Origin of the sequence: Prevotella sp. P4-51 (assembly GCF_002251455.1) — a bacterium.
In the GTDB taxonomy this organism is placed as follows: domain Bacteria; phylum Bacteroidota; class Bacteroidia; order Bacteroidales; family Bacteroidaceae; genus Prevotella.
Genome location: NZ_NPJM01000044.1, coordinates 38,641 through 51,347, shown reverse-complemented (window position 1 = coordinate 51,347; position 12,707 = coordinate 38,641). Strand labels below are relative to the sequence as shown.

10 protein-coding genes are annotated in these 12,707 nt (G+C 55.0%); 1 reads left to right on the top strand and 9 read right to left on the bottom strand.

What is annotated here, in order from left to right:
• Window positions 1-7 precede the first annotated feature (7 nt).
• Both CIK94_RS06070 and CIK94_RS06065 read right to left on the bottom strand, forming a co-directional pair.
• Window positions 8-856 carry a DUF3737 family protein gene (locus tag CIK94_RS06070; protein ID WP_094385599.1) on the bottom strand — a complete coding sequence of 283 codons (849 nt, stop codon included), beginning with the start codon at window positions 854-856 and terminating at the stop codon, window positions 8-10.
• A 644-nt stretch (window positions 857-1,500) separates the two neighbouring features.
• A complete protein-coding gene (locus CIK94_RS06065) occupies window positions 1,501-2,511 on the bottom strand; it encodes a malate dehydrogenase (RefSeq protein WP_094421923.1) in 1,011 nt (336 codons plus the stop codon).
• A gap of 246 nt (window positions 2,512-2,757) precedes the next feature.
• Here CIK94_RS06065 and CIK94_RS06060 point away from each other — a divergent pair, with 246 nt between their 5' ends.
• Entirely contained in the window at window positions 2,758-4,551 is a 1,794-nt protein-coding gene (locus tag CIK94_RS06060; protein WP_094385603.1) for an aminopeptidase P family protein, read from the top strand.
• A 144-nt stretch (window positions 4,552-4,695) separates the two neighbouring features.
• Here CIK94_RS06060 and CIK94_RS06055 read toward each other — a convergent pair whose 3' ends face one another.
• From CIK94_RS06055 to CIK94_RS06025, 7 genes are all read right to left on the bottom strand, one after another.
• Entirely contained in the window at window positions 4,696-5,310 is a 615-nt protein-coding gene (locus CIK94_RS06055; RefSeq protein WP_022310393.1) for a porin family protein, read from the bottom strand.
• A 139-nt stretch (window positions 5,311-5,449) separates the two neighbouring features.
• Window positions 5,450-6,391, bottom strand: a complete 942-nt coding sequence (locus CIK94_RS06050; protein WP_094385680.1) for an ORF6N domain-containing protein — start codon at window positions 6,389-6,391, stop codon at window positions 5,450-5,452.
• Window positions 6,392-6,820: 429 nt separating this feature from the next.
• Window positions 6,821-7,855: a gliding motility protein GldN gene (gene gldN / locus CIK94_RS06045; protein ID WP_094385605.1), complete on the bottom strand. Its 1,035-nt coding sequence runs from the start codon at window positions 7,853-7,855 to the stop codon at window positions 6,821-6,823.
• A gap of 15 nt (window positions 7,856-7,870) precedes the next feature.
• Window positions 7,871-9,415 (bottom strand): gliding motility protein GldM, encoded by a 1,545-nt coding sequence (gldM, locus tag CIK94_RS06040; RefSeq protein ID WP_094421921.1) that lies wholly within the window; start codon window positions 9,413-9,415, stop codon window positions 7,871-7,873.
• 18 nt (window positions 9,416-9,433) lie between these two features.
• Entirely contained in the window at window positions 9,434-10,282 is an 849-nt protein-coding gene (gene gldL / locus CIK94_RS06035) for a gliding motility protein GldL (protein ID WP_094421918.1), read from the bottom strand.
• 12 nt (window positions 10,283-10,294) lie between these two features.
• Window positions 10,295-11,746 carry an SUMF1/EgtB/PvdO family nonheme iron enzyme gene (locus CIK94_RS06030; protein WP_094385612.1) on the bottom strand — a complete coding sequence of 484 codons (1,452 nt, stop codon included), beginning with the start codon at window positions 11,744-11,746 and terminating at the stop codon, window positions 10,295-10,297.
• A 7-nt stretch (window positions 11,747-11,753) separates the two neighbouring features.
• Window positions 11,754-12,692: a type IX secretion system membrane protein PorP/SprF gene (locus CIK94_RS06025; protein WP_094388081.1), complete on the bottom strand. Its 939-nt coding sequence runs from the start codon at window positions 12,690-12,692 to the stop codon at window positions 11,754-11,756.
• Window positions 12,693-12,707 lie beyond the last annotated feature (15 nt).

The window sequence follows — 12,707 nt, the reverse complement described above, 5'->3', positions numbered from 1 at the left end:
TGTATCTTTATTGTTTGGTTGTTTCTATACGGCAGTCGTGGCCACGGGCATAGTCGTCGTAGGTGATGCGGTCTATGCGGTCGGCGACGATGTGTCCGCTCACGGGGTTCTTGACCTCGGTGATGGCGCCGCTGATGCGGGCGTCGATGTGGGAGCTGTCTTCAAAGGCACGGTCGCAGGCGGCATCGAAGGTACAGTCTTCGAGGGTCACGTGGTCCATGTAGCAGAGGGGCTGCTCGCCACTGATGTGGCAGCGCACCAGACGCACATTGCTGCTGTGCCAACCCAGATACTCGCCGTCGAGCTCGGAGTCGTAGACGGTCACATTGTCGCACTCCCAGAAACTGTCCTTGGTCGTAATGCGGGCATGGTGTATCTCCACGTTGTGGCAGTACTGGAAGACATACTTGGAGTCGCTCTTCAGACCGTCGACGTAGATGTCTTCGGAGAACATGAAGGGATAGGTACCATCGTGGAGCTCGACATTGTAGAGCTTCAGACCGCGCACGCGCCAAAAGGTCTCGTCGGCATCGGTGAGGATGACGTTGCGCAGGGTGAGGTTGTTCATCTCGCGGAAGAACTTGGGCGCGTCGATGACCGTGTCTTCCATCACCATGTTGTCGGAGTACCAGATGGCACTGCGGCTCTCGGGCGCGAAATAGCAGTTGGTGATATGGCTGCCGTCGACGTGCCACCAGGGGTATTTGCCATAGAAGCGGGAGTCATCGCACTCGATATTGCGACAGAACTTGATGCCCGACTCGCCATCGGTGATGGTGATATGCTCGAGCCGCGTGTCGCTCAGACCAAACAGCGGACGCTCGCCGCCAAATTCTTTATCCTTAATCAGATTCATAGTGGATATTATTATTTACCTACAAAAATACTAACTTTCGTACACTTATGCCACGATTGTCGGGAGTTTCTTCATCGGTTTTAATAAATATTAGAGAAGACACCCCGGTGGCACCGCCTTCAGCGGCGGAGCCACGCCCGCCACTCTCGCGCGGACAGGCATCGGCCAGACGCTGGCACCGACCTGTCGGACAGCGACAAAGGTACGCACAATCATCGTCCTGTGCCCTACCCCGAATACGGAACTTGTTACCGCTACTCCCGAAATAGCTGCCGCGGTGCCCCTGACCACCTCTGCCGGCTCGTATCAACAGGCACGTGGGCTCGTGACTTACGAAACGAGCCTTCGTATCAATAGGCACGAGGGCTCGTAACTATTGATACGAGCCAGCAAGGGCGTTCTCTACCGCCACAGACACCTGATACACAACAGCTATCGATACGCTCCACACCACCAGCGCGCGCAGCCTCGGCACAGGAGGTCATCGCCATACTCTTCACAGCGCTCACGCCGATGCCGATTAGCCTCTGGCGGGCGCTCGGGCAGACAGCCACCGTGGCGACCGCACGCAGGGGCAAAATAAAGGCTCCAGCCTCGGGAACAAACCCGGACTGGAGCCATGTATTAATAACTATAAAACCGTATTAAAGGTTGGGGTTGATCTCAGACCACTTCTCTACTGGAGGCAGAGCACCGAGAGCAATCACCTGGTCGCGCATACCGGCGAGGTGGTTGTAAGAAGCGTCGAGAGCAGCAATCTCGTCGGCTGTACCCATAACTGGCTTGGTGTAGACACCGTCGCTTGTGATGCGGGTAGGCATAGCCATCATCACGTGGTTGTAACGGGCTGTGTCGGCATAAGTACCGGCGGGATAAGTGAACTCTTCGCCACCCATAGCAGCCTCGATCATCTTGACAGCGAGGTAAGAGGGGCTCTGGAATGAGCTGCGGCGACGGAGCTCGATAATCTTGGCACCACCCTGGGTAACTTCCTTCTGCATGGTAGCCCACTCCTCAGCGGTAAGACCCTTACCGTTGACAGTAGCCTTGCCAGCAATCACGTCGAGCAGCTTGACGCCGTCGATAGTGGTAGGAGAAGCGAAGACAGCCATCTTCTCGCCGTGGCCACCATAGGTGTAGGCGTTCTCGATGACAGCCTGGCTTACGCCGAAGTGCTTGGCCAGCGCACCCTTGAGACGAGTAGAGTCGAGGGCAGCAAGTGTAGCAACCTGGTTGGGCTTCAGACCAGAGTGAACGAGAGTTACGAGGCCGGTGATGTCGGCGGGGTTGAAGATAACCACGCAGAACTTGGCGTCGGGGCAGAACTTCTTGATGTTCTGGCCAAGCTCCTCGGCAGCCTTAGAGTTGCCTACGAGCAGGTCTTCACGTGTCATGCCCTCCTTACGGGGTGCGCCACCTGAAGAGATGATATACTTAGCGCCAGTGAAGGCTTCCTTGGGGTCAGTGGTAGATACGATGTTGGCATCGTCAAATCCGCACTGACGCATTTCCTCGGCTACGCCTTCAGCTGAGAATACGTCGTAAAGACAAATGTTGGGAGTAAGTCTGAGCATGAGTGCTGTCTGCACCATGTTGGAGCCAATCATGCCGGCTGCGCCGACGATGACGAGTTTGTCATTAGTTAAAAATTCCATAACTATAATATTAATTATAAGTGATTCGTTCTGTCTTTTATCCTGCAGCTTGACGGAGCCAATCGTCACTCCCGGCTACCCAAATGCAACCTGGAGATGCATCGGAGTAAGGGCAGCGGTCGCCTCGGGCTGCTATCATCTGCAAAATTACGAAAAAAAGAATGACAAATGTCATTTAATCGCAATTTCTTTTGTGATTAATTCTTAAAACTTTTACCTTTGTCATGTCCAATTAGCAAAATAGAGATGAAAGAGATGATAGAAAACAGAATAGAGCGGCTGCGCGAGCTGATGGAGCGAGAAAAGATAGACGCATTCATCATCCCGAGCAGCGACGCGCACAACGGAGAATATATAGCAGACCACTGGAAGAGCCGCGAGTGGATAAGCGGGTTTACGGGGTCGGCGGGCACCGCCGTGGTCACCATGAAGAGTGCCGCGCTATGGACCGACTCGCGCTACTTCCTGCAAGCCGAAGAGCAGCTCGATGGCACCGAGTACCAGTTGATGCGGCTGCGCATGGAGGGAACTCCGTCGATAACCGAGTGGCTGGGCGCCGAACTGGCTGAGAAGAGCGGTGCCACGGTGGCCATAGACGGCTCGACAAGCACATACAACACGGTGCAGGCGATGACGATGGCGCTGCGCAAGCAGGGTGGCATCACACTGCGCACCAACCTCGACCCGATGAGCCGGATATGGACAGACCGACCCGCGCTGCCGCAGAAACCGATAAGGAAGCACCCTATGGAATGGGCAGGGACAACGGCTGCTGACAAGTTGACGGCGATAAGGCGCAGGCTGGCAGCGGTACACGCCGACGGCATGCTGGTATCGGCGCTCGACGACATAGCCTGGACGCTCAATCTGCGCGGGGCCGATATAGAGTGCAACCCGGTGTTCATAGCCTATCTGCTCATCGCATCGAGGGGCGCCACCCTGTTTACGGAGTGCAGCCGCGTGAGCGACGAGGTCAAGGAGTATCTCAACGACAATGGCGTGGAGCTGCGCCCATATAATAAGATAGGTGAAGGACTGGCACACTACTTCGAATACTCGATACTGATGGACGGCAACGAGACGGCTGCGCTCATGCCGCGCTACGTGCCCAGCCGCACACAGGTAATCTATGCGCCATCGCCCATTCCGCTGATGAAGGCGGTGAAGAACGAGGCTGAGACAGCGGGCTTCCGCCAGGCTATGGTGAGCGACGGCGTGGCGATGGTGAGGCTGCTCAAGTGGATAAAGCCGGCAGTAGCAAAGGGCGGAGTGACCGAAATGGGCGTGGACGACAAGCTCACGGCGCTGCGCAGCGAAGACCCTGCGTATGTGGAGAAGAGCTTTGAGACCATAGCTGCCTATGAGAGTCACGGCGCCATCGTACACTATGAGCCGACAGCCGACAGCGACGTCGAACTACGTCCCGAGGGGTTGCTGCTGCTCGACTGTGGCGCCCAATACGACTGCGGTACCACCGACATTACCCGCACCATACCGCTGGGACCCGTGAGCGAGGAGCAGAGACTGGTATACACGCTGGTACTCAAGGCTCACATACGACTGGAGATGGCTCAGTTTCCGGCAGGTGCCAACGGCACGCAGATAGACGCCATAGCGCGCAGCGTGCTGTGGAGCCGCGGCTACAACTACCTGCATGGTACGGGCCACGGCGTGGGTGCGCATCTCTGTGTGCATGAAGGCCCGCAGCAGATACGTATGGAATATGTGCCCACGGCGCTCAAGGCGGGCATGACCATCACCGACGAGCCGGGCGTCTATCTCGCCGGCCGCTTTGGAGTGCGCATCGAGAACGTGCTGCTCATCGTCGGTGGAGACAGCACCGAGTGTGGCAATTTCCTGCGTATGAAGCCGCTCACGCTCTGCCCCATCGACACCACGGTGATAGACCGTTGGCTGCTCGACGACTATGAGGTGGAATGGCTCAACGACTACCACCGCCGCGTGTATGAAGAGCTGGCACCACATCTGGCCGACGACGAGCGCCAGTGGCTCGCAGAGGCTACGGCGGCGATAGACTAATCGCGCAGAGATAGAAACAGAAAGCCCGAAGACCGTAGATGACGGACTTCGGGCTATATCATTTGTCGTAACCGACGGCGCGGACGCCCCGAGGCAAACCTCGGCAGGAGCAGAGGGTTATGGGGCTGTCGTGCGGGCGTGGACTTAGAAGTAATAAGTCATGCCCAGCTGCCAGGCGCTGCTCTTGGCGTTGAAGGCGCTGCGCACCACATCGCCGGCACCGGTCTCACCCGACTTGCCGCAACCGAAGTTGTAGTTGAGGTTGAACGCGAGATGGCTCATCAGCGACACGCCGGCTCCGATGTTGAAGCTCATGTACGTATTCTTCCACTTCCAGTCGATACTCTGGATGTCGTCGGCCATATTGAAGGCAAACTGTGGACCTGCAAAGGCATAGATGCTGGCCAGACTGCCCAAGCCTATTCCATAACGCAGGTTGATAGGGATGGCAATCTGCTTGACAGTGAGCGTAGCCTGGTCGCGGACAATCTGCTCGTTGCCACGTTCTACGGTAACATCGGCAGAATACTGGTTGTAGAGGGCTGAGACGTCGATGCCGAGGCCCGTGAGGGGCAGAGAGACCTTAGCGGTGGGGCCAAGATAGAAGCCGATATTGTTGGACTTGTCGAGTACATTGCCCTTGACGGAGAACTCGGACATATTGATACCGCCCTTGACACCGAACTTAATCTGTGCATTGGCGCTGCCTATAGCCACAAAGGCCAAGAGCATCAGGGTTGCAAATAGTTTCTTTTTCATTGTCGTTTGTATTTAATTGGTTATTGTATCTCTTATTAAACTGCATTACGGATAACTCAAGTGTACAACCACGCAAGCAATAAACTTTTAATCCTCAAATCTATCATATCATAGATTTGGCTTTACACATAGCAGAGTCTTACTCTCTATTGATTTTTTCTACCAATTCATCTGGTGTAAGTATCTCCATTTTAGAGAAACCAAACCACTTTTTGCCCAAGTCCTTGATAGAGGCTCCTATATGATATACATCATCGTCTATACAAAGGAAGCGGTCGTGCGATAAACGGAACACTTCAACATCAATCGGTACATATTGAGCATTATGACGGTCTATGTCAAGCTGGAACTGACGACTAATCTGCTGGGTATAGATGACCGCAGATACACCTTCATCTCTTTTATCGAGCAATGTAAGTACAGTCTCGTCAACATAGTTGTCGACAAGGACTATACGCTTCTTCGCACTCTTAATCAAGTCGGACACGAATGTATAGGCATCATAAATCTGTCCGTTGTAGAACACTCCTTGCTTCGGCTTCGCATTGCCCTCATCCAATCGGCGAAATACCTCGTCTATGCGTTTGTCCGCTTCTTGCTGATGTTGCTGCATTTCCAATTGATGGTACTCAATCGTTTCCAAGCGACTGAACACAGAAGCGTTGGTTGTCATGAAATGGCGCATGGAGACAAAGGCCCGCATGATTTGGATATTGACCTCAATGGCTGTTTTGGAACGGAGAACACTGCTAAGCATCGCCACGCCCTGCTCTGTAAAGGCAAAAGGTAATTTCTTTATATTCTGTCCTCGTCCAGCGTTCAAAGTCACAATTTGTGATTTTGAACATTCCTCCATTGACAACTGAAACCTAAAATCAGAAGGGAACCTCTGAATATTACGTTTGACTGCTTGGTTCAAAGTTCTTGTCTCCACACCATATAGCATTGCTATATCTTTGTCAAGCATAACCTGTTGTCCTCTAATCACCTTTATTAGAGACTCTATATTATCCACGACAACCATCTGGTCACAATTTGTGACCAGTTCGCCGTCCTCTATCTTTTCTTTTATATCTGTCATATCTTCAAAATCACAATTTGTGATCTCAAACGTAGTGCTTAATAGTGCAAGCATAGCTTTTACCCCTTAAACGACTATCACAAAACCTTTACTTTGAAAAGAACGTAAAGTCAAGTCTATTGCGGTAATTGCCCGTGTAGTAATCGCTTCGCTCGCTGCACTGTATGTACAACCCTGTTTCGCCACATCACGAAAGGAATATCCCTTGCGGCGCGAACCTATCACTTCCCTATCTTCGGCAGTCATCTGTTCTGCCGTTTTATGCGCCTGGGGCTTACAACTTATTATATATACCGTTTCCGTAGTGACTGCAATCGGGATGATATTTAATCACGTTCCAATTGCGCACAAATAGATGGCGTGGCTATCATTATCGGAGCAGAGAGGGACGAATGTCCTTCTTCGTCCAATAACAAGTGCTGGCTACAATCAGTGACGCTGACGACGCACGGTGACACGCGCTGCCGAGGATGACGAACGCGAAGAGGTGGAGCGGGTCTTGGACTTTACGGTCTTGTTGCGCACGGAAGTCGAAGACGATGCGCGGCGGCCCTTCTTGACGGGCTTGACATCCTTGTTGGCCTTGGCGATGCTGTCGAGCGAGTCTTTGCGGGCCTTGTCGCCCCAGAGGTTCTGCTCGAAGTCCACGATCTCCTTCTCTATACGCTTCTGCTCCTTGGAGAGGGCTGAGTCGGTGGGACAGTACTGAGCCAGAGTCTTGCCGAGCATATTGTTGGTCTTGTAAATCTTGCCGCGGTACATGTTTTTGGCAAAGTAATCGTCCATGCTCATCACGGCGGCGTTGTTGAGATTGCTCGTCATCACGGTCTGCTTGACCAGGAAAGGTGCCAGGTCGTCGTACTTGACCCAGAAGAGGGGATAGGACGTGGCATTGTCGCCGAAATCGTCTTCACGCTTCATGATGGGGCACAGCGCCAGCACTTGGGTGTGGAAGGAGGCTGTGGTCTGGTCGTAGTAGACGCACTCCTTGAGATAGTAAGCGGTGACCTCGCGCGAGGGGATATCGCTGTTGTCGATATAGATGCCCCGGTTGGTCTTCTCGTAGAATATATGGTAATTGTCGAGGAATGCCTTGAGCTTGACCTGGGCAGCCTCGTTGAAGACCTCGTTTCCGTCAAGCCGGTACTCGTAGGCCTTGATGTTGCCGGTCATCATGAGCTTGAAGATGTAGGTGAAGAGGTTGACCTGGTTGCCCATAGGCTCTACAGGGTAGTAGAGGCTGGCGTTGGCGTCGTCGTGGAGGTCGAGCTCGCGATAGATATCGCGGCGCCACACGACATCTTCTGCCATGCGAGTCTGCACAGGGAAGGAAATCTGGGCTCGGGTAGAGATGGCGCCGCTTGTGGTGGCAGCAGCCTTCTGCTCGGCTTTGCGTTTGGCGGGCTGGGCGGTCGCATGGACAGCCATCATTCCGACGAGAAGGATAAATAATATTTTCTTCATTGTTGCATTGTTTTCTTATTTGACGATGACCTCCATGGGGTAAGACAGCGTGCGCGTGATGCCATCGGGGCCCACGGCCTTGACGCCTCGGATGTAGAAGCGGCGGTTGCGGGGGAGGCGGCGGAAGGTTTCGCGCTGACGCTCGGAGAACCGGGCTCCGTTGGGGGCTATTGGCACGGCGTTGCCCATATTGTCGAAGAAGACGGTCTCGAAACTTACCACGCGGAAGGGGATGTCGAGCAGTCCGTCGTCGATGGCGGCATGGATGCGGTCGATGCCCATCAGCGCAGACTTGGACAGGCCGCCACCCTTGTAGCGGTCGGTGCCGATGACGAGGTAGGCCATCGGGTCGGGGAGCTTGCGCACGTGGAAGGTGAACTTGCCCATCTGGCGGATGGCATTGCCCTTGCGCGCACTGACGGTGATGGTCACATCGCTGCCCACGGCTGAGGGTTTGGCGATATATCGACCCATGCCCACGGAATGGAAGGCGCCGCCAGTCATGGATGCCTGGACCTCGTTGAGGGCTACGCCGGGGATGCTGATACTGATGGGGTTTTCATAGCCGGCATAGAGCACGTTCATGAGGTCGGCAGAGACGGTGGCACTGGGCGCCACCACGTTGTACTTCTGCGTAAAGTCGCGGCGGATAAGGCCGCCGTTGCCATTGCGCATGGTGATGTATCCGGCGAAGGAGTGCTCGCCCACGCCACTGGCTGTGAAGCGGTAGTTGTTGCCAGTAATGCGGCGGCCGCCCACATATATCTCGGGTGTCATGGTGGTATCTACCGCCGCCATCACGATGCGGGCATTGAAGGCGTCGCCGCTGATGACGGTCTTGGACTCGGGGATGACAAAAGCCTCAAGCCTGTTGACGCGGATATCCTTGAGGTCGATGTTGGAAACGAGCGTATGGAGCACCTCGCCCTCGGCGTAGCGCACGTCGCTCTGCAACTTGGAGAGCATGGTGACGGCTGCCGCCACGGGCATATTCTCAAACATATACTGCTGCCAGTTCTTGCCCATAGCGTGGGCGCCACGGGGGAGCTGGGTGGTAAGGTTGCTGCTGATAATCTTGCGCTGGCGCTCGTCGGTCACCATCGTAAGGATGCGCTCCCGGTAATGGTTGATGGCAGCAAACAGGGCGCCGCCCTTACCGGTGATGGGCGCAAGCATCACATGGCTTGCAGCCTCGAGATTGTCCTTGTTCTTGATGTTGGCCAGGTCGGCGTCCTTGCCGTCGGCCTCGGTCACAATCTGCTCCTTGAGCTGCTGGGAGAAAGCATAGAGCGAGTCGCTCATCTGCTTGACCGCCATGGCTTTGGCAAACCACTGGCTCACCTTCTCCGGGTTGGTCTTCATCTGCTGCTCAAAGCGCGCATAGAGGGCACTGTTTTCCTCGGCCGAATTGGCGGTGGTGCGGTTGATGCTCTCCTCGACGATGGAGAAACCGTTGAGCACCTCGGTGGAGATATTGAGTGCCAGCATGGCCATGAGGATGACATACATCAGATTGATCATCTTCTGGCGCGGGGTTATCTGTTTCTTCTTGATTGCCATCAGTGGTGTATCGTTAGATTACTGACCGGGGTTGCGGGTCTGCATATTTAGGGTCATGGCCTCTATCATGCGGCTGTAAATCTGGTTGAGCTGCTTTATCTGCTGGGCCATCTTCTTGCTTTGCTCGTTAATCTGGTCGATGGTGCTAATCTGCTGGCTGGCGCTCTTGAGCTGCATCTCATAGACTCGGCTGATGCCAGTGAGGGTGCGGTTGAGGTTCTCCATCTCCAGGCTGTCGGTGGCAAGGCGGGAACTCTGCTCGTTGACCTTGCCCAGGGTCTCAACGAGACGCTTGAGCTCGTCTACGTAGTCGCTCTGGGCCTGAACCATCTCTTCGTTTTCGGCGGTGCCGGTGACTACCGGTGTCACCACGCCCTGCCCTACTACGCCTGCAGCCGAGCCGCCCACTATCTGTACGCTGCCTGAGGGTTGCAGACCGTCAGCAGCAGCTGCGGGTTGGTTGGCAGCGCCACCGGGTTGACCCACAGCCACGTCTCCACCCGCATGAATCACTCCCGAGCCACCGATAATCACGGCCTGGGGAGCCTGCATCGTCACATGGTCGGTCGCCTCAGCACCATCCTCATCCTCCTCGGCGTCTTCGACATGGGTGGGAAGGTCGCGGCCATCGGCGGTCTTGTCAAAGGGCCGGTCGAAAGCAGAGATGAAGAACACGAACACCTCGGTACCCATACCCAAGAACAGCCAGAAGTTGGCTCCAGGAAGGTGGGTGAGCTTACAGAGGGTACCAAAGATAACGATAGACGCTCCCCAGCTATAGGCATAGTTGAGGAAGGTCTGTCCGGGAACGCTATCCATCCACTTCTGCAGACGGTAGACGATATTGTATTTGCTATATTCAGCCATAATGAATGTGTGTTATTTCTTGTTCTTTTTCTGTTTGGTGCTGGTCGAGTTGGCGAGGCTTCTCACGCATCGGAAACCGATATAGGAGCGTGGCTGGTTTTGATATTCCCATGTACGCCACGCCGAACGGACAAAGGATTCGGGGTCTTTCCACGAACCGCCACGCACACTCTTCTTCTTAAGACGGTAAGGGTCTTCCTTGGCAGCCTTGTACTCGAGCTGGGGGTTAAGGTCGTTCATGGCCTCAACACCTGCTTCGGTGTAGATGGTACTGGTCCACTCGGCTACATTACCAGCCATGTCGTAGAGGCCATTGCTGTTGGCGGTATAGATACCCACACGGCTGGTGATGAGGTTGCCATCCTTGGTATAGTTGCCACGGTCGGGCTTGAAGTTGGCATAGAAACAGCCATCGCCGTTCTTGACATCCTTGTTCTCCCAGGGGAATTCGTTGCCGGCCTTGCCGCGTGCGGCATACTCCCACTCGGCTTCGGTGGGCAGGCGGTAACGCTGGATGAAGCGGGCTTCACCGCCCAGGCCCTTGAGCAGATAGTCGGTGCGCCAGGCACAGAAGGCGTTGGCCTGCTCCCAGGTGACACCAACGACGGGGTAATCGTTGTAGGCGGGATTACTGAAGTAGTTGCGGAGATACATCTCGTTGTCAGAGTTCTGGAAGTCGTTGACCCAGACGGTGGTGTCGGGATAGACGTTGACGATATAGGTATTGAGGAAATCCCAAGGACCGCTGAGCGGGCGGTTGATGGTCTCGCGCACGATATTGCCGTTGTCGTCGATATACGCCGTGTCCTTGGAAATCATCACCACCTCGTCGGGATTGACGGTGACATCGGTGTTCAGGTTGCGCTCGTTGGGCATGAGGCGGTTACGGCGCAGGGCGGCAGTGGTATAGTCGTAAATCTCATACTTATAGTTGAGCTGGCGGTAGTCGAGCAGCTTCTCGCCGGTCACGGGGTTGGTGACGTACATGCTCTCGATGGCGCGCTGCTCGTCCTCATTGGGCTTGCGCGGCAGAGGCTTGCGCCAGTTGATATGGGGAGTGACAGGCTCGCCATACTTGTCCTCGGTAATCATGTAGGTCTCGTCGCCGGCATAGGCGGGGTCGGCAAGACGCGTACGGAGGATAGAGTCCTTGACATACTGCACAAACTGCTTGTACTTGGAGTTGGTAACCTCGGTTTCGTCCATCCAGAACCCGTCGACAGAGATATCCTTGACGGGAGTCTTCATACCCCAGAGCGAGTCCTGACGGTCGAGGCCCATGTGCAGCGAGCCACGCTCTACCTTGGTCATACCGTAAGGCGTGGGCTCGGCAAAGGAGCGGCCACCAACGCCAACCACCTCGCCGCCGCGGCCGCCCGAGATGGCACTCTTGCTACCGAAACAGCCTGTCAGCGCCACAGAGAACGCTACAAGGCCGAGGGTTATAATGCTTTTATTCTTCATCTTTATGTTATAATATTCTCACGCTTTTATGCAGGTTTCTACCTTTCTTGGTCAGGTTGATATCGTGCTGGTATCCCACAAAGAGACCATGACTGCCGTTGCCTGGGATGGAGGCCGAGGTATACAGCTCGTAACTATAGCCCAGCACGACGCCATGGAAACTGCCGCCGATGAGGACGGTCACCGAGTTGGACGGACTGTAGGTCACGCCGCCATAGAGCATGCGCTTGTCGTGGGTATAGACCACGCGCGATGTGATGTCGGCCCTGAACGCCGAGCCATCCGAGCGCAGCAACACCGTGGGCTTTATTGTAATAAACGGATTTCTTAGTTTAATATTGTATCCACCGGTCAAATAATATGTACGGTCGATGTCGAGCAGGTAACTGTCGCCCAGCGTAACTTGGGGTGCGGTGGCGTGGGCTACCGACGCGCCGGCATACCAGTCGCCGTGGACGTAGTAGAGACCGACGCCCACATCGAGACCCGAGCCGCTCACATCGGTCGTGGGGATGGCGGGGTCGTTGCCTTCCTCGGTATCGGTCTGCGAGCCATTGAACTTCTCACTCAGCATACCCACTTGGACGCCGATGCCGAGCATACCTCCCAGCAGCTTGGTTTTGAGTGCATACTGCACGGCAAAACGCTGGTGGTCAAAGAGACCCAGTTTGTCGCTCGTCATTTGCACGCCCACACCATGGTAATGCTTGAGCATGAACAGGGGCATATCGGCAGCGACAATCATGGTACGGGGGTTGTGCTCGAAACCGGCAAAGTCGAGGGCGTAACTGCCTGTGACATTCAGCTTGGACTCTTTGCCCACGGCGGCGGGGTTGAACACCGGCTCCTGGGCAAAGTAGTGGCTGAGCGACATATCATATTGCGCAGAGGCGGCCAGCGCCCCGACGACAGAGATGACGAGGGTAAATAAATATCTTTTCAACACACTTACATAACGGAT